This is a genomic window from Desulfurispora sp., assembly GCF_052744395.1.
Genome location: NZ_JBRAJI010000003.1, coordinates 61,830 through 78,255 on the forward strand (window position 1 = coordinate 61,830; position 16,426 = coordinate 78,255).

The 16,426-nt window shown below is 58.4% G+C and carries 19 protein-coding genes; all 19 read right to left on the bottom strand.

Annotated elements, in window-relative coordinates:
* Positions 1-103 precede the first annotated feature (103 nt).
* The 19 genes from recN to ACUVTU_RS01705 all read right to left on the bottom strand — a co-directional run bounded on the left by recN (position 104) and on the right by ACUVTU_RS01705 (position 16,356).
* Positions 104-1,789 (bottom strand): DNA repair protein RecN, encoded by a 1,686-nt coding sequence (gene recN, locus ACUVTU_RS01615; RefSeq protein WP_445888212.1) that lies wholly within the window; start codon positions 1,787-1,789, stop codon positions 104-106.
* 14 nt (positions 1,790-1,803) lie between these two features.
* Positions 1,804-2,259 carry an arginine repressor gene (argR, locus tag ACUVTU_RS01620; protein WP_445888213.1) on the bottom strand — a complete coding sequence of 152 codons (456 nt, stop codon included), beginning with the start codon at positions 2,257-2,259 and terminating at the stop codon, positions 1,804-1,806.
* Positions 2,260-2,262: 3 nt separating this feature from the next.
* Positions 2,263-2,832 carry a tRNA (mnm(5)s(2)U34)-methyltransferase gene (locus tag ACUVTU_RS01625; protein WP_445888214.1) on the bottom strand — a complete coding sequence of 190 codons (570 nt, stop codon included), beginning with the start codon at positions 2,830-2,832 and terminating at the stop codon, positions 2,263-2,265.
* Positions 2,833-2,837: 5 nt separating this feature from the next.
* Positions 2,838-3,695: an NAD(+)/NADH kinase gene (locus ACUVTU_RS01630; RefSeq protein ID WP_445888215.1), complete on the bottom strand. Its 858-nt coding sequence runs from the start codon at positions 3,693-3,695 to the stop codon at positions 2,838-2,840.
* Between the two features lie 28 nt (positions 3,696-3,723).
* On the bottom strand, positions 3,724-4,524 hold the full coding sequence (locus ACUVTU_RS01635) for a TlyA family RNA methyltransferase (RefSeq protein ID WP_445888216.1): 801 nt from the start codon (positions 4,522-4,524) through the stop codon (positions 3,724-3,726).
* A 28-nt stretch (positions 4,525-4,552) separates the two neighbouring features.
* A complete protein-coding gene (gene dxs / locus ACUVTU_RS01640; protein ID WP_445888217.1) occupies positions 4,553-6,451 on the bottom strand; it encodes a 1-deoxy-D-xylulose-5-phosphate synthase in 1,899 nt (632 codons plus the stop codon).
* 40 nt (positions 6,452-6,491) lie between these two features.
* Entirely contained in the window at positions 6,492-7,079 is a 588-nt protein-coding gene (locus ACUVTU_RS01645; protein ID WP_445888218.1) for a hypothetical protein, read from the bottom strand.
* Positions 7,080-7,127: 48 nt separating this feature from the next.
* Positions 7,128-8,045 carry a polyprenyl synthetase family protein gene (locus ACUVTU_RS01650; protein ID WP_445888219.1) on the bottom strand — a complete coding sequence of 306 codons (918 nt, stop codon included), beginning with the start codon at positions 8,043-8,045 and terminating at the stop codon, positions 7,128-7,130.
* On the bottom strand, positions 8,032-8,262 hold the full coding sequence (gene xseB / locus ACUVTU_RS01655) for an exodeoxyribonuclease VII small subunit (RefSeq protein ID WP_445888220.1): 231 nt from the start codon (positions 8,260-8,262) through the stop codon (positions 8,032-8,034). The genes ACUVTU_RS01650 and xseB overlap by 14 nt, the downstream gene beginning before the upstream one ends.
* Entirely contained in the window at positions 8,237-9,217 is a 981-nt protein-coding gene (locus ACUVTU_RS01660) for a TIGR01212 family radical SAM protein (RefSeq protein WP_445888221.1), read from the bottom strand. The genes xseB and ACUVTU_RS01660 overlap by 26 nt, the downstream gene beginning before the upstream one ends.
* Before the next feature lie 144 nt (positions 9,218-9,361).
* Positions 9,362-9,994: a cyclodeaminase/cyclohydrolase family protein gene (locus ACUVTU_RS01665; RefSeq protein ID WP_445888222.1), complete on the bottom strand. Its 633-nt coding sequence runs from the start codon at positions 9,992-9,994 to the stop codon at positions 9,362-9,364.
* Between the two features lie 18 nt (positions 9,995-10,012).
* Positions 10,013-10,864, bottom strand: coding sequence for a bifunctional 5,10-methylenetetrahydrofolate dehydrogenase/5,10-methenyltetrahydrofolate cyclohydrolase (locus ACUVTU_RS01670; RefSeq protein ID WP_445888223.1), 852 nt, complete (start codon positions 10,862-10,864; stop codon positions 10,013-10,015).
* A 60-nt stretch (positions 10,865-10,924) separates the two neighbouring features.
* A complete protein-coding gene (xseA, locus tag ACUVTU_RS01675) occupies positions 10,925-12,118 on the bottom strand; it encodes an exodeoxyribonuclease VII large subunit (protein WP_445888224.1) in 1,194 nt (397 codons plus the stop codon).
* 80 nt (positions 12,119-12,198) lie between these two features.
* A complete protein-coding gene (gene gltA, locus ACUVTU_RS01680) occupies positions 12,199-13,620 on the bottom strand; it encodes an NADPH-dependent glutamate synthase (RefSeq protein WP_445888225.1) in 1,422 nt (473 codons plus the stop codon).
* Positions 13,620-14,474: a sulfide/dihydroorotate dehydrogenase-like FAD/NAD-binding protein gene (locus tag ACUVTU_RS01685; RefSeq protein ID WP_445888226.1), complete on the bottom strand. Its 855-nt coding sequence runs from the start codon at positions 14,472-14,474 to the stop codon at positions 13,620-13,622. The genes gltA and ACUVTU_RS01685 overlap by 1 nt, the downstream gene beginning before the upstream one ends.
* 198 nt (positions 14,475-14,672) lie before the next feature.
* Positions 14,673-15,155 carry a transcription antitermination factor NusB gene (nusB, locus tag ACUVTU_RS01690; RefSeq protein ID WP_445888227.1) on the bottom strand — a complete coding sequence of 161 codons (483 nt, stop codon included), beginning with the start codon at positions 15,153-15,155 and terminating at the stop codon, positions 14,673-14,675.
* A gap of 16 nt (positions 15,156-15,171) precedes the next feature.
* Entirely contained in the window at positions 15,172-15,390 is a 219-nt protein-coding gene (locus ACUVTU_RS01695) for a DUF2273 domain-containing protein (protein WP_445888228.1), read from the bottom strand.
* A gap of 18 nt (positions 15,391-15,408) precedes the next feature.
* Positions 15,409-15,942, bottom strand: a complete 534-nt coding sequence (amaP, locus tag ACUVTU_RS01700; protein ID WP_445888229.1) for an alkaline shock response membrane anchor protein AmaP — start codon at positions 15,940-15,942, stop codon at positions 15,409-15,411.
* A gap of 12 nt (positions 15,943-15,954) precedes the next feature.
* The gene (locus tag ACUVTU_RS01705; protein WP_445888230.1) at positions 15,955-16,356 is read right to left on the bottom strand and encodes an Asp23/Gls24 family envelope stress response protein; all 402 of its coding nucleotides are present in this window, start codon (positions 16,354-16,356) and stop codon (positions 15,955-15,957) included.
* Between the last annotated feature and the right edge of the window lie 70 nt (positions 16,357-16,426).

Genomic DNA, 16,426 nt, shown 5'->3' on the forward strand with positions numbered 1-16,426 from the left:
TTTAATATTAATTGTGGCTATTTTGAATATATATATACGAGTTAAATGTATCTAAAACAATAAGCACCAGTTTTGCAACTGATGCTTAAATTTAACTATTATTTTAGCTAATTTTGCTTTTCAACATTTGCCGGGCATGTTCCAAAACCGCCGGTGAAGTGTTTCTGCCCCCCAGCATGCGCGCCAGTTCCTGCACCCGCTGTTCCCGGTCCAGAACCGTGACCATGGTCTGCAGGCGGCCCTGCTTTTCCTGCTTAAAAATGTAAAAGTGTTTATCCGCCAGTGCCGCGATGGCTGCCGCATGGGTGACACAGATGATCTGCCGGTACCGGGCCAGATCGGCAATCTTCTCAGCTACGGCCTGCAGGGTGCGCCCGCCGATACCGGCATCAATTTCGTCAAAAACCAGGGTAGGAACACCCAGCGCCTCGGCCAGAACCGACTTTAGCACCAGAAAAATGCGGGACATTTCTCCACCGGAGGCAATCCGGTGCAGGGGTCGCAGCTCCTCACCGGGGTGTGGTGACAGGTAGAATTCGGCTTTCTCCCGGCCGGCCGGCGATATCTCCGCCATTTCCTGAAAGCAAACTCGAAACACTACATGGGCCATTTCCAAACCGGCCAGTTCACTGCTCACCAGGTCTTCCAGACGGCCGGCCGCCTGGCGGCGCAGCCCGGAAACCCGGGCGGCAGCCTGCCGCCAGCGTTCCTCCAGTTCCCGGGACCGCCCCTGTAGTTCCTCCAGCAGCTGCTCGCTGCTCTGCAATTCCTGCCGTTCCTGCTCGACCCGTTGCCTGTAGTCCAGGATTTGTTCCACTGTTGCGCCGTATTTACGCTGGAGCTTTTTGATCTGGTCCAGCCGGTTCTGCACTTCCTCCAACCGTGCCGGATCACTTTCCAGCTGTTCACTGTACTTCCGGATTTCGCGCGCTGTTTCTTCCAGGGTGTACAGATGTCCGGTCAGCAGATCCCGCCACTGCCCCGGTGCGCTATCATAAACAGCGACGCTTTCCAGCTCTCTGATGGCCGCCGCCAGTGCGTCTACAGCCGCCCCGCCGCTCCGGCTGCCGCCATAAATATACTGGTAGGCCCGGGTGGCAGCTTCCGCCAGCCTGCCAGCGTGCAAAAGCCGGTCTCTTTCCTGCTGCAGCTGTTCTTCCTCCCCCGGCATCAGAGAGGCGGCATCTATTTCGGCGATCTGGTACTGCAGCAGATCCAGCTGGCGGGCCGCCTCGGCACTCCGCTGCTGCAGATCGGTTATTTTTTGCTGCACCTGCTGCCATTCCCGGGTGCAGCTTTGCAGCTCCTGCAGGTATTCGGGCAGCGGTTCCCCGGCAAACAAATCCAGAATGCGGCTGTGCCGGGCGGGCTGCAACAGGGCCTGCTGCTCGTGCTGCCCGTGCAGGTCAACCAGCTGGCTGCCTATTTGACGATAAAACTGGGCGGTTACGGCCTGACCGTTAATTTTATAGACCTGCCGGCCGCCGGCCTTGATTTCCCGCTGCAGAAGCAGAGTGCGGTCCTCATCGGGTTCAATGTCCGCCCCGGCCAGCAGTTCCTGCACTTCGGCAGTCTCCGGCAGGGCACAGGCAATCTGCACACGGGCGTAAGGCGCTCCGCTGCGCACCACCTCACTGGCCGCCCGCTGCCCCAGTCCGGCCTGCAGGGCTTCCAGAATGATGGACTTGCCGGCCCCGGTTTCCCCGGTCAGTACATTCAAGCCGGAGCTGAATTCCACTTCCAGATGATCAATAATGCCGAAATTATCAACTTCCAGAGAATAGAGCATGCCCCGATCTCTCCTTACCCCCCGACCAGCTCTTTAAAGCGGCCCAGGACCTGCAGAGTGGCCCGTTTGGGCTTGATGATAATTAAAATGGTATCATCCCCCGCCACCGTACCGATTATTTCCTGCCAGCCGGCATTATCAATGGCCGAAGCCACCCCCTGGGCTTCCCCGGGCAGGGTTTTGATTACCACCAGATTTTCACTGTGGTCGATGCTCTGTACCGAATTCAAGAACAGCCTTTTCAACCGCTCCTGATTGCGCACAACCAGATTGCCGGTAGGATAGGCATAATAGGAGCTGTTATTCTGGCCGGGCAGCTTGATCAAACCCAGTTCCTTGATATCGCGAGACACCGTAGCCTGAGTGACAGCAAAACCGGCGTTTTTCAGCGCCTGCACCAGCTCTTCCTGTGTCTCGATAGCCTGGTGCTGGATGATCTCGATAATTTTTTTCTGGCGCAATACTTTCAAGCGCTACACCTGCCTGGCAATGAGGTAGATGACCGGTGCGTCGTGCGGTCCATTCCAGTAATTCAGCTGCAGCACCAGATAATCCTTCTGCTCCAGCCCGGCTAATATGGCCGCAACCAGCCGGGCTTCTCCCCCGGCACCCCGATGTCCCGTATACACCACCACGCTCATGCGTCCGCCGGGAGCCAGCAGGGACAGGGCCTGTTCCAGAGCCGGTCCGGTGGTTGGCGGCCGGGTCACCAGGTTGCGGTCGCCGCCCGGCAGATAACCCAGGTTGAACATCACCGCCTGCACCGGACGGTGGACATGCTCTTTCAAACGGGCATGATCGGCCTGCAGCAGTTTCACCCGATTGGCCAGGCCGGCTGCTTGCAGGCGGCCGGCCGTATTCTGGATGGCCTGTTCCTGCACATCGAAAGCGTATACCAGACCACTATCTCCCACCTGCCGGGCCAGAAAGACAGTATCCTGACCGTTGCCAGCTGTAGCATCCACTGCTACCGCCCCCTCGTAGAGGGCCCCGCTGACAAACATTCTGGCCCACTGCACGGCGCTGGCCACTTGTTCAATCATAGCGCTTATCTTTCCCCTTCGCTTAATTTTTGCCGCATTACAGCAAAAAAATTATGCTTTTTCAGACGGATGAAGCGGGCTCGCAGATCGCTGCGCGTGATCACCACCCGGTCGCCCGGTTGCAGGGCCAGCCCCAGCTGACCATCCATGGTCAGCATGACCTGGCTGAGCTCCGCACCCAGGACCACTTCTACCGCACTCTGCGCCGCTATGACCATGGGTCTGGCCCACAGGGCATGGGGACAGATGGGGGTAACCACCATCAGCTCCAGTTCGGGTGTTACCACCGGCCCGCCGGCAGAGAGCGAATAGGCAGTGGAACCGGTAGGGCTGGCCACAATCAGACCGTCCGCCGGATAGGTACCCACAGGCTGACCGTTAATGCTGACTTTCATGGTGATCAGGCGGGCAAAGGCTCCTTTGGTGATCACCGCGTCGTTCAGGGCTACACAGCAACCGGCCTCATCTGCCCCCCTGAGCACCCTGGCCTGCAGCATCATCCGGGTATCAATAGTGTAGCGCCCGGCCAGCATGGCCTCCAGTCCGTCATACAACTCCTGACGATCCAACTCGGACAGAAAGCCCAGGCGGCCCGTATTGACACCCAGCACCGGCAGATTGTTGAAGGCGCCGCTGCGCGCCGCTCCCAGAATGGTGCCGTCACCACCCAGTACCACCAGGGCGTTCACTTCCCGGGCCAACTGGCTCAAGTTTTCCACCACTCGCACGCCGGGAAACAGGCGGGCTGCCTCCTGCACCAGCAGCACCTGTACCTGGCGTTTCTGCAGCCACTGCAGCAGGGAAGTGACCAGATCGGCTATTCCCGGCTTTCCCAAATGGGCAATTATGCCCAGTTTTTGCATAATTATCTCTCCAACCCGGCTCAGGCTGTTACAGGCAGGCATGGGCCTCCCGGACAACCTGCTGAATATTTTGGGCAGCTAGAGCGTCCGGCCGGTCGGTGGCAAAGTACAGCAGATACTCGATGTTGCCCTCCGGTCCGCGTACGGGCGAGTAGGTCAGACCAAGCACCCCCCAGCCCAACCGGTTCACTTCCTCCCAGATCTGGTGCAGTACCGCCTCGTGAACCAGGGGGTCGCGCACCACACCCTTTTTGCCTACCTGCTGACGCCCGGCCTCAAACTGGGGCTTGACCAGCAGCACCCCCGCCGCACCGGGAGCCAGCAAACTGGCCAGCACGGGCAAAACTTTGGTCAGGGAAATGAAAGATACATCCACGGTTACAAAATCGGGTGGCGGAAAAAGCTGTTCCGGATTCAGATAACGAATGTTGGTTCTCTCCAGTACCACCACCCGGGGGTCATTGCGCAGGCTCCAGGCCAGCTGTCCATAGCCCACATCTACAGCGTAAACCCTGGCGGCGCCGGCCTGGATCAGGCAGTCGGTAAAACCGCCTGTGGATGCTCCCACATCCAGCGCCGTACACCCGGTAACGTTAATATGAAAAAACTCCAGGGCCCGGGCCAGCTTCAGCCCTCCCCGGCTGACGTAGGGCAGGGTGACCAGCACTTCCAGTTTGCTTTCCGCCGCCACAGCGGCCCCCGGTTTGCTCACTTTCTGGCCATCCACCAGAACCTGACCGGCCATAATGGCCGCCCGGGCTTTCTCCCGGCTGGGGAAAAAGCCTTTCTCCACCAACAGCAGATCCAGACGTTTTTTTTCTTTGGTCATGCCGTACCGCTCTCCCCTGCCGTACTGTTCATAGCAGCTTAAGACGACCCCGGTGCGAACGCTTTTGCAGCAATTCCAGGGCAGCAGCGGCAATCTGCTCGCCGGTCAACCCGCACTGCTTGAGCAAAATGTCCCGGCTACCGTGGGTGATGAAACAATCGGGCACACCCAGCCGCATTACCTGCACCTGGTGCAAACCGCGTTGCTGCAACAGCTCCAGTACGGCGCTGCCAAAGCCGCCAGCCAGCACATTTTCCTCCACGGTAACTATCCGGCCCGTGCGGACGGCATAGTGCAGGATCAGCTTTTCGTCCAGAGGTTTGACAAACCGGGCATCGATACAGGCGGTGGCAATGCCCTGCCGGGCCAGCTCCTCTGCCGCCTGCCGGGCCGGCTGGACCATACTGCCCACTGCCAGCAGGGTGAGCTGATCTCCCTCCTGCAGCACCCGGGCGCTGCCGGGTGGAATTGCCTTTAGCTCTTCCATCGGACAACCGGTCCCGCTGCTGCGGGGATAGCGCACCGCCACCGGGCCGTCATGCATAAGTGCTGTATACAGCATCTGCCGCAGCTGGTTTTCATCAGCCGGTGCCATGATCATCATATTGGGCAGGTGACGCAGGTAAGAAAAATCGAACACGCCGTGGTGTGTGGGACCGTCATCCCCCACCAGGCCTCCCCGATCAATGGCGAAAACCACAGGCAGGCCGCTCAGGCAAACATCATGCACAATCTGATCGTAAGCTCTTTGCAGAAAAGTGGAATAGATGGCTACCACCGGCCGTATGCCCTGGCTGGCCAGCCCCGCCGCCAGCGTTACCGCGTGCTGTTCGGCTATGCCCACATCAAAAAAACGCTCCGGATAGCGAGCAGCAAAGCCTTTCAGGCCTGTACCACCGGGCATAGCCGCTGTGATGGCCACCAGGTTGGGGATACGCTGCCCCATTTCCACCATGAACTGGCCAAAAACCTGGGTATAGCTGGGTATTGGAGAGGTTTTGAGCGGCTGGCCCGTCTCCGGATTAAAAGGAGCAACCCCGTGAAAGGTATCCGGGTCGTCCAGAGCCGGTTGATAGCCGCGCCCTTTTTGGGTAAGCACGTGCACCAGTACGGGACCCTTCAGGGACCTGGCCTGCTGCAGGATGCGCATCAGCTCGAGCAGGTCGTGACCATCCACCGGACCCAGGTAGGTAAACCCCAGCTCCTCGAAAAACATGCCCGGTACCACCAGGTATTTGAAGGCATCCTTCAGCCGGTCGGCCATCTTGAGTACGGCCGAGCCGATGTTGGGGATGCGCTTAATAATGTTTTCCAGCTCTTCCTTGCCCCGGGTGTATTTGGGATCGCTGCGCAGCCGACTCAGATAGCGGGATAGTCCCCCTACATTCTGGGCAATGGACATCTCATTGTCGTTTAAAACCACAATCAAGTTGCACTGCAGGTGACCGGCGTGGTTTAAAGCCTCCAGCGCCATGCCTCCGGTAAGGGCACCATCGCCAATGACGGCAACAACATGGTGCCGCTTTTTTTGCTGGTCGCGGGCCAGAGCCATGCCCAGGGCGGCCGAGACCGAAGTGCTGCTGTGTCCGGTGGCAAAGGCGTCATGGGCGCTTTCCAGGGGGCGGGGGAACCCGCTTAAGCCCCCGAACTGGCGCAGCGAGGCAAACTGCTCCCGTCTTCCGGTGAGCAGTTTGTGCACATAGCACTGGTGCCCCACATCCCAGATGATCTTGTCCCGAGGGGTGGTAAACACCCGGTGCAGGGCCAGAGTGAGTTCCACCACGCCCAGATTGGGAGCCAGGTGCCCACCGTTCTGCGCCACAGTCTGAATAATCACTCTGCGGATCTCCTCGGCCAGCCGAGGCAGATCTTCCGCGGGCAGTGCTCTTAAATCGGCCGGAGAATCAATCTGCTGCAAAATGGACAAATATGTCACTCTCCCTCGATACAGAGCCCGCTAATCCTTGTTAGCGAGCGTTGCGACCATTCTTTTTGCCGCCGGTCAACGACAACCCGGTTATTCTTTCCAACCGGTCGATCATCCGGCCGGCGGCAAACACCACCTCATCGGCCTTTTCTATAGCCAGCCGCTTGCCCATGGCTTTGCCGCCCACGGTCAGGGCGGCAATGATGGCTGTCATGAACATATTGAGCAGGGAGGGACGGGCTGCCGGCCACAGTTCGATGATCTGCATTACCAGGGCTATGCCCAGCGCACCGCTCACCGTACCAGCAATGTCACCCACCACATCATTCATAATATTGGCCACCCGGTCGGCATGGCGGATGAGATAGACGCCGGCAGTGGCTCCGGGTATTTTTTTGGCCGCCCGGGCGTGCAGGGGAACCTCGCTGGCCGCCGTCACGGCCACGCCCATAATATCGGCCAGAATACCTATCAGGATGATCACCAGCAGAAAGACCAGAGAAAAGACTATGCTCTGCAGGTGAACGGCCAGCAGGTTGGACAGCCAGAAAAAAAATACGGCCAGACTGAAGGATACCAAGGTAACGCCCAGGGCGTACCCAGTGGATGCCGAAGATTTACCAGCCAATTACATGCCACCTCATCCAGCTAGAATCAGGCCGGCACTGCCCGCCGGTCAGTGGTCCCGGCTGATCACAAAGTCCACCAGTGCTCGCAAGAACCAGGCCCGTTCACCTAAATCCGCCAGAGCCGCCCGGGCCTGCTGCCGGCTTTCCTGAGCTTTCTGCCGGGCCACCTCCAGTCCATACAGGCTGACATAGGTCACTTTGTTGTTCTTCTGGTCGCTGCCCACGGGCTTGCCCAGCTTTTGCTCGTCGCCGGTTATATCGAGTATGTCATCAATAATCTGAAAGGTTAAGCCGAAATGTTCCGCATAGGTGGTCAGGGCAGCCAGCTGGGAGGAGGAAGCTCCACCCAGCATGGCCCCCAGACGCACTGCGGCGCGGATGAGCATCCCGGTCTTGCGGCGGTGGATGTCCACCAGTTCCTCCGGCGTGGTCTCCCGGCCGGTGGCCTGTATATCCAGCACCTGCCCTCCCACCAGTCCCTGGCTGCCGGCCGCCACGGCCACCTCGTGCAGCACGGCCAGCTGGCGCTGCGGCGGCACTGGCAGGCCGGGAGCGCTGAGCAGTTCAAAGGCCATGGTCAGCAGGGCATCTCCGGCCAGAATGGCCATGGCCTCGCCGAATTTAATGTGGCAGGTGGGCAACCCCCGCCGCAAATCATCGTTATCCATGGCCGGCAGGTCGTCGTGGATCAGCGAATAGGTATGAATCAGTTCCAGCGCGCAGGCAGCCGGCAGAATTTGCTCCACCTCCCCGCCCACTGCTTCACAGGCTGCCAGGGCCAGCACGGGGCGCAGCCGTTTGCCGCCGGCCAGGGTACTGTAACGCATGGCGGTATGAAGCACGGGCGGCGGCGTGTCCTCCCCGGGCAGCAACTGCTCCAGGGCGGTGTCCACCCGCCCGGCCAGAGCGGCAAAGTGGGTTTGAAAGTTTCGCTGCTCCCCGGGTGTATATTCATTCTTCATCATATCCCAGCTCTTTTCCAGTAATTTGCTGCTGCAGATGCAGCATACTGATCTGTTGTTCGGCATTTTGCAGTACTTCGTGGCAGTATTTTCCCAGTTCCAGACCCCGGGCATACAGTTCCAGCGACTTCTCCAGCGTCAGGTTACCGCTTTCCAGCCGGGCCACCACTTCCTCCAGTTCCTTTAGCGCTTCTTCAAAACTGGGCCGGTTCTCCGGCATTGTTTTCACCCGCCTTCCCAACTGCACCGTTCAAATAGTTGCACTTCTTACCCTGCCAGGTATCGCGCCGTTCCAGTTCTTCCTCCAGGCGCTGTTTGATGCGCCACCAGCTAATACCCCAGTTGGAAAAAAGCAGCTTTTCCACCGGCCCCTTGCCTACCAGGCGCTGCACCACGGCCTGCGGGTGCAGGTGTTCCAGAAAAGCAATTACCCTCTCGATATACTCATCCAGAGAAATGATGCTCACGCGCCCTGACCGGTACAACTCTCCCAGCACGGTACCTTCCACCACGTAGAGCGAGTGCAGCTTAACAAATTTTACCCCCAGCGCGGAAACCACCTTGGCGCACTCAATGCTGTCCAGCAGGGTATCGCCGGGCAGGTTGAGGATGAGGTGGGTACAGACATCAAAATTATATTTATGCACCCGCAGTACAGCATCTATGTACTCGGCCAAGGTATGTCCGCGCTGCACGAATTGCAGGGTATGGTAGTTCACCGTCTGCAGGCCCAGTTCGATGTTGATGTCCAGGCCATACTGACCGGACAGCCGGGCCAGAAAGGCCAGATGCTGTTCGCTCAGACAGTCCGGCCGGGTGGAGATAGAAATGGCCACAATATCCGGTCCGGCCGAAGCCGCCTGCTGCAGATTGCGGCAGAAATCTTCCCAGGGCAGATAGGTGTTGGTAAAAGCCTGAAAGTAGACGATGAATTTCCGGGCCCCGAATCGTTTCTGAAAAAACGCCCGGTTACGGCTGATTTGCTCGATCACCGGATAACTGCCGGGCAGGCACTGGAAACCTGCCCCCTGCTCATCGCAAAAGATACAGCCTCCCCGCCCCAGGGTCCCATCCCGGTTGGGACAGGTGCCGGGCAGATTGACGGGCAGCTTGTAAACCTTGCTGCCATATGTTTTTTGTAAATATGCAGCATATGTATTATATCGTTCCACCACTGGTCTAAATAGCTCCCCCTGGCCGGCTGGCAATTCATTACTGAAGTAATATTATAGCATAAAATGAACATTTTTGCCTGACCTGAAAAAAAGCAGACACCCCGCGGGCTCGTCACCCCGGGGTGTACTGGACAGATAACGATTTTATTTCATGCGCTCATTTACCCTAGCCACCGCGGCCTCTTTCAGCTCACGGGCCCGCTGCACCAGGCGCTCTTTTTCCGCCAGCACCTGCTGGACAAATTCCTGATCGGTGATCATGGGAATGTTGATGTCCGCGCTCAGCAGCACGGCGTTCAGGGCCGCTTCACAGACATAGGCCGCTACGCCGGCATCGCTGATGGCCATCTTGTTGCCGATGTGAGAGAGCTGCTCGGTAATCTCCAGCGCCTCCAGCAGCGTGCGGGCGATCTCCATGGGCTCATTGGTGGCCGTCTTGAGGGCCTTTTGCATCATTTCTTCCCGTTTGGCTTTCTCTTCATCAGTGTTTTTGGGCATCCGGTAGACATCCATAAATTTGCCGAAGGCGGCAATATCGGCAGCCACCAGTTTTTCCAAACGGTTGATGATGTAGTAGGCCCGGGCGGTAATCTCTTTGACCTGGCTTTCTACTTCGGCATACTTGGGCTTGCCCACGGTCAGGTTGCCCACCATGGCGGTCATAGCTACACCCAGCGCCCCAACCATCGCCGAAACGCTGCCCCCGCCCGGCGTGGGAGCATCCGATGCCGCCACGGCCAGGATCTGGCGGAAGGAGCGGTCAAACATATCGCTCATAGTCATTCCTCCCCGCTGCTATTTGCCCTGCTGCAGGCGCACGGCCTTGAGCACATTCTTTTGAATCAGCACGGTGGTCAGGCTGCCCACACCACCGGGTACCGGAGAAATATAACCGGCTACCTCTTTGGCTGCTTCAAAGTCCACATCACCGCAAATACCGCCTTCGATCTCGTTAATGCCGGCATCCACCACAATGGCTCCGGGCTTGATCATATCGGCCGTGATCATTTTGGCTTTACCCACAGCAGCAATCAGTACGTCGGCCTGACGGGTGTGGTAGGCCAGATCGGCAGTCCTGGTATGGCAGACGGTCACAGTGGCGTTCTGGTTCAGGAGCATGAAAACCAGCGGTTTGCCCACGGTTTCGCCCCGGCCCACGATCACGGCGTTTTTGCCCTTCAGCTCAATGCCGCTGCGCAGCATCAGCTCGATGCAACTCTGGGGAGTAGCCGGGAATAACCCGTCGCCGCCACTCAGAATGTAACCGCGGTTGATGGGATGCACGCCGTCCACGTCTTTGATCGGGGCCACTGCTTCCAGCACTTTTTTCTTGTCGATATGCTTGGGCAGGGGCAGCTCGATCATGATCCCGTGCACCGCCGGATCGCCGTTCAGGCGCTCAATCAGCGCCAGCACTTCGCTTTCCGGAGTGCTGGCCGGCATGGTGAACAGCTCGAAATCGATGCCCACATTGCCACAGGCCTTTTCCTTGGAGCGAGCATATACCACCGAGGCCGGGTCATCGCCCACCAGCACCACGGCCAGCTTGGGAGCTACGCCCTGTTCCCGCCAGCTGGCCACTTCGGCTTTGACTTCTTCCCGAATGGTGGCAGCTACCTTTTTGCCGTCCAGTAATATTGCGGACATTGTTTTACCTCCCCGCATTGTTGTGGAAAAAATCTGTATATTAATAGTGCCCTGTTACCGCTATTCTACCCTGTCCACCCGACAGAACAGCCGGCCGCGGTGCAGCCGGACTTCCACCCTGTCCCGGGGCTGCACCTGATCGCTGCAGCGAATGGTCTGTCCCGCGCTGTCCAGACAAATGGCATAGCCCCGGGCCAGGGTACCCAGCGGGCTCAAGGCCTCCAGCCGGGCCAGCAGTTCGCCCAGATTTCGCCGGACGACCTGTTCCCTTCTTTCCCAGGCTGTGCCCAGACGGTGGCGCAATTTGTCCAGGTGGAGGGCACGCCGGCCACAAATCAGATCGACCGGTCGCTGAAAGACCGGCCTGCTGCGGCTGGCTTCCAGACGGGACTGCCAGCTATCCAATTGCTGCCGCAGCACCCGCCCGGTCCGGTGCTGGAGTGTATGCAGCCTGGCCCGCACCTCCTGCTGATCGGGTACGATCATTTCGGCCGCTGCCGAGGGCGTGGGCGCCCGCAGGTCGGCCACAAAATCGGCTATGGTATAGTCGGTCTCGTGCCCGATGGCGGAAACCAGCGGTGTGCGGCACTCAAAGATGGCCCGGGCGACCTCCTCACTGTTGAAGGCCCACAGGTCTTCCAGCGAGCCGCCACCCCGGGCCAGCACAATCACCTGTGCGCCGCCCCAGCTGTCCACCTGGCGGATGGCCCGCACAATTTCGTCCGGCGCGGTCTGCCCCTGCACGGTAACCGGAACCAGCACCAGCCGGCACAGGGGCCAGCGCCGGCCCATGATCTGCACCATGTCCCGCAGCACCGCCCCCCGGGGGGAAGTGATCAGAGCCACACACTCCGGCACCGCCGGCAGAGGTTTTTTGTACCGGGGATCAAACAGGCCCTCCCGGGCCAGCTTTTCTTTCAACTGCAGAAAAGCCGCGTAAAGATCACCCTGCCCGGCCGGCAGCATGTCCTGCACATAGAGCTGGTATGTCCCGCCGGGTCCATAAACCGATACATACCCCCGGGCAATCACCGACATGCCGTCGGCCGGCCGGAAACTTAGCCGGCCGGCCCGGGAACGAAACATAACCGCTTTCAGACAGTTGCTGGCATCCTTGAGCGTGAAGTACAGGTGCCCGCTGGCGGCGGGCCGGTAGTTGGAGATCTCACCGCTGATTTGAATGTCACCCAGCAGGGAGTCGTTTTCCAGCAATTGCTGGAGGTGGACTGTAAGCTGTGTCACGGTATAAATCATGCTGCAGGGCCTCCTGCTGCGGCATAATCAACACCAGCAAAGATCACCAGCTATGATCCATAAGGGGAACTCGGCCCCGCTTAACCTTTTTTGGCCATCAGATATTCATGGATGGATTTGGCTCCGGTTTTGCCGGCACCCATAGCCAGAATAACCGTGGCCGCACCGGTGACCACGTCGCCACCGGCGTAGACACCGGGCTTGGAGGTAGCGCCGGTGGCCGGATCGGCGGCAATATTGCCCTTCTTGCCCAGTTCCAGACCTTTGGTGGTGCGGGGTACCAGCGGGTTGGGGCCCTGGCCGATGGCTACCACCACGGTGTCCACTTCCATGATGAATTCGGAACCCGGAATGGGTACCGGGCTGCGGCGACCGGAAGCGTCGGGCTCGCCCAGCTCGTAGCGCAGGCATTCCATGGCCTTCACCCAGCCGTTTTCATCGGCAATGATGCGGGTGGGGTTGGTGAGCAGGGCAAACTTCACGCCCTCTTCATGAGCATGCTCCACTTCCTCATGCCGGGCCGGCAGTTCTTTTTCGGAGCGGCGGTAAACAATCCAAGACTCCTCGGCACCCAGGCGCAGCGCGGTACGGGCCGCGTCCATAGCTACGTTGCCGCCGCCCAGCACGGCCACCTTCTTGCCGATCTTGATCGGGGTATCCCACTCGGGGAATTTGTAGGCCTTCATCAAGTTGGTGCGGGTGAGGAACTCGTTGGCCGAATACACACCGCAGGAGTTTTCGCCCGGAATGTTCATAAAATAGGGCAGACCGGCACCTGTACCGATGAAGACGGCGTCGTAGCCGTGTTCTTCAATCAGTTCGTCCACAGTAGCGAACTTGCCCACTACCGAGTTAACTTCAATTTCCACGCCCAGCTTCTTCAGGTTTTCCACTTCGGCCTGCACCACTGCCTTGGGCAGACGGAATTCGGGAATACCGTACATGAGCACGCCGCCGGCCACGTGCAGCGCTTCATACACTGTGACCTTGTGCCCCAGCTTGGCCAGGTCGGCGGCACAGGTAAGGCCGGCCGGACCGGAACCGATCACGGCCACTTTGAACCCGGTGGGCGGAGCCACTTCCGGAATTTTCACGCCGTGCTTCAGCTCCCAGTCGGCGCAGAAACGTTCCAGACGGCCAATGGCCACCGGCTCGTGCTTTTTACCCAGAGTGCAATATTTCTCGCACTGGTTTTCCTGCGGGCAAACCCGGCCGCACACGGCTGGCAGAGCGTTTTTCTCCTTAATCTTGGCAATGGCGCCGGCAAAGTCACCTTCGGCCAGCAGCTTAATGAACTGGGGAATATATACTTCCACCGGGCAGCCCTGGCGGCAGGGTTCGTTTTTGCACTGCAGGCAACGCTTGGCTTCGGCAATGGCCGTGGCCTCGTCATAACCCAGGGCCACCTCATTGAAATTGCGGGCCCGTTCTACCGGATCCTGGGCCGGCATGGGATGCTTGGTGGGAATGATCTGTTTTTTGGCTTTCGGGGCGTCGGACATTACTTTTCACCTCCGCAAGTGCACTGGCAGGTACTGTAGCGTTCCATGGCCAGATTTTCTTCAGCCTTGAAATAGGCGCCGCGACGGCCCAGCTCCAGCCAGTCCACTTCGTGACCGTCAAATTCGGGTCCGTCCACACAGACAAACTTGGTCTTACCGCCCACCGACACCCGGCAGCAGCCGCACATGCCGGTTCCGTCCACCATCAGGGCGTTCAGGCTGACAATGGTCTTGATGCCGTATTCCTTGGTCAGGTTGGAGCAGGCCCGCATCATGGGTTGGGGTCCGATGGCCAGCACCAGGCTGATGTTTTCCTTGCCGCGGGCTTCAATGATCTCCTTCATCACATCGGTAACAAAGCCCTGGCGCACATAGGAACCGTCGTCCGTGGTCACATGCAGCTCACTGCAGGCCAAGCGCATTTTGTCTTCCCAGAAGAGCAGGTCCTTGCTCCGGGCACCAATGATGCCGATAACATGGTTGCCCGCCGCCTTGAGTTCCCGGGCGATGGGATGCACCGGGGCAACACCTACGCCACCGCCCACTACCAGCACGGTACCGAAGTTTTCAATGTGGGAAGGTTCGCCCAGCGGGCCGACAAAGTCCTTGATGTAGTCGCCCACTTCCAGGGCGCCCAGCTGTTTGGTGGTCTTGCCCACTTCCTGGAAGACAATGGTGATAGTGCCCTTTTCCCGGTCAAAATCGGCAATGGTCAGAGGTATGCGCTCGCCTTCCTCGTGAATGCGCAGGATGACAAACTGTCCTGCTTTACACGATCTGGCAACTTTGGGCGCTTCGATGACCATTAATTTGATGATGGGTGAAAACACTTCTTTTTCCACTATCCTGTACATAAAAACCTTTTCCCCTCCCTGTAAGCTTGTATATAATCCGCCTGGATTTTATATTTCTAGGAATTTGATATTATTCCTGCTGGTAATTAGATAATGGACAAAATTTTATTTATAGTCTGTCAATAAGATTAGTTAGATTATTTAATTAATATGAAATATCCGTCAGCCAGGGCCGAGCTCGGAAAAACACACGGGGCCTTACGGCCCCTGCACTTTTTCCTGCCAGATTTTGCCCAGGACACCGTTGACAAACCGGGCTGAATCATCGTTGCCGTACACCTTGGCCAACTCTACCGCCTCATTGATGGCCACCCCGCCCGGTACATCGGAACGGTACAACATTTCGTAAACCGCCAGGCGCATGATGTTGTGATCCACCCGGGCCAGACGGGATAGGGCCCAGTCCTTGCTATACTGACCCAGCAGACCATCAATTTGCTCCAGGTGCCTGACTGTACCGGTCACCAGATCCAAGGCGAAATCCCTGTCCTCACCTTCCAGGGTAAACTGCTCCTGAAAAACAGCCGAACCGCTGTGGCGGGCAAAGCTCAGATCATCGGCCGGCAGCCCGCGCTGCAAGATTTCCAACAGCAAATCCAGGGCCAGGAGAGGATCGGTACCGGATATGTCGATTTGGTAAAGGGCCTGCAGGGCTACTTCCCGGGCCTGTCTGCGGCTCATGGTCTACCTCCCAGATTTACTTGTCTTTCAGCCAGCCGGAAAAAAAGCCGCTTTCCCGGCTGCGCTGATCAAACTGGCGACCGATATAAAAACCCGCCCCCGCACAGAGGGCCACAAAAATCGCTTTGAGCACACCGTAGGTAATGGCGAACCAGCCAAAAAGCAGACCCAGCAAGATGCCCAGCGCCTTGCCACGGTGTTCGTTCAGTAAATGCCAGATGTCCTGCCAGTTCATTGAGCTCGCTCTCCTTTATTATTCCACCCGGGGTTTGCTCACGGCGATACTTTCGACTCGTACCTGAATATCCTGCACCGCAATACCCATAGTTTGCTGCAACTGCTCCTGGAGGCTTTTTTGCAGCCCCTCCACCAGTTCGGGAACCCGGGCTTCCGGCGTGACCGAAAGCCTCAGGCTGAGTCCAATTCCGTCCCGGCGTTCCTCCACTTTTGCCCGCGCCGCCCGGATCTGGGTGCTGTAGGCCAGGCTGTGCCGGACCACCAGACTTTCAATGGCGCTGAGGGCAATGCGCAGCCGGCCCAGGCTCACCTGCTGCACCACGGCTTTTTTCCCGGCCAGCGGCAGGGCGATGTAAACCAGCCTGACCCCGGCCAGTATGTAGACCAGGGACAGCACCAGCAGGATCTGGCTGTCCACATATCCGGGCTGCCAGAGAAAAAGCGACTCCAACAGGGTACGCCGGTTGAAAAAGCTGCCCAGACCGGTTACCACCAGGGCGCTGTTAACCAGGACGTAGACTGTGAGCAATAAGCGGTCGAAAAAAACCATGTTGCGCACTCCTCAGCGCACCCGGTGTTCTTCTTCCCGCGCTTCCTGGCTGAACACCACTCCCTGCACATTAACGTTCACTTCGACCACGGTCAGGCCGGTCATTTTCTCAATGGCGTTTTTGACATTCTCCTGAATCTGGGCAGCCATGTCGGGGATGCGCACACCGTACTCCACCACCACAAAAATGTCCACAGCGGCTTCTTTTTCGCCTACTTCCACCTTAACGCCCTTGGACATATTTTTGCGCCCCAGCATCTCGGCAATACCGCCCACCACACCACCGCTCATGCCGGCTACTCCCGGCACCTCGGTGGCTGCCAGCCCGGCGATGATCTTGACTACCTCGTCGGCAATGCGGATGGAGCCCAGCCGGGTTTGCTCCTCCCTGACCACAGTATCCACCTTGTCCATGCGTGGCCCTCCTTATTTAGTATTTTTTACCTTTTGCGTTCGGTTTATTATATCACTGCCTTCCGCCATC

Bases quoted from the DNA above. Each gene is read 5' to 3' on its own strand.
- recN (WP_445888212.1), bottom strand. From the start codon at position 1,789: ATGCTCTATTCTCTGGAAGTTGATAATTTCGGCATTATTGATCATCTG.
- ACUVTU_RS01625 (WP_445888214.1), bottom strand. From the start codon at position 2,832: ATGATTGAACAAGTGGCCAGCGCCGTGCAGTGGGCCAGAATGTTTGTC.
- ACUVTU_RS01630 (WP_445888215.1), bottom strand. From the start codon at position 3,695: ATGCAAAAACTGGGCATAATTGCCCATTTGGGAAAGCCGGGAATAGCC.
- ACUVTU_RS01635 (WP_445888216.1), bottom strand. From the start codon at position 4,524: ATGACCAAAGAAAAAAAACGTCTGGATCTGCTGTTGGTGGAGAAAGGC.
- ACUVTU_RS01650 (WP_445888219.1), bottom strand. From the start codon at position 8,045: ATGATGAAGAATGAATATACACCCGGGGAGCAGCGAAACTTTCAAACC.
- xseB (WP_445888220.1), bottom strand. From the start codon at position 8,262: ATGCCGGAGAACCGGCCCAGTTTTGAAGAAGCGCTAAAGGAACTGGAG.
- ACUVTU_RS01665 (WP_445888222.1), bottom strand. From the start codon at position 9,994: ATGAGCGATATGTTTGACCGCTCCTTCCGCCAGATCCTGGCCGTGGCG.
- ACUVTU_RS01670 (WP_445888223.1), bottom strand. From the start codon at position 10,864: ATGTCCGCAATATTACTGGACGGCAAAAAGGTAGCTGCCACCATTCGG.
- xseA (WP_445888224.1), bottom strand. From the start codon at position 12,118: ATGATTTATACCGTGACACAGCTTACAGTCCACCTCCAGCAATTGCTG.
- gltA (WP_445888225.1), bottom strand. From the start codon at position 13,620: ATGTCCGACGCCCCGAAAGCCAAAAAACAGATCATTCCCACCAAGCAT.
- ACUVTU_RS01685 (WP_445888226.1), bottom strand. From the start codon at position 14,474: ATGTACAGGATAGTGGAAAAAGAAGTGTTTTCACCCATCATCAAATTA.
- nusB (WP_445888227.1), bottom strand. From the start codon at position 15,155: ATGAGCCGCAGACAGGCCCGGGAAGTAGCCCTGCAGGCCCTTTACCAA.
- ACUVTU_RS01695 (WP_445888228.1), bottom strand. From the start codon at position 15,390: ATGAACTGGCAGGACATCTGGCATTTACTGAACGAACACCGTGGCAAG.
- amaP (WP_445888229.1), bottom strand. From the start codon at position 15,942: ATGGTTTTTTTCGACCGCTTATTGCTCACAGTCTACGTCCTGGTTAAC.
- ACUVTU_RS01705 (WP_445888230.1), bottom strand. From the start codon at position 16,356: ATGGACAAGGTGGATACTGTGGTCAGGGAGGAGCAAACCCGGCTGGGC.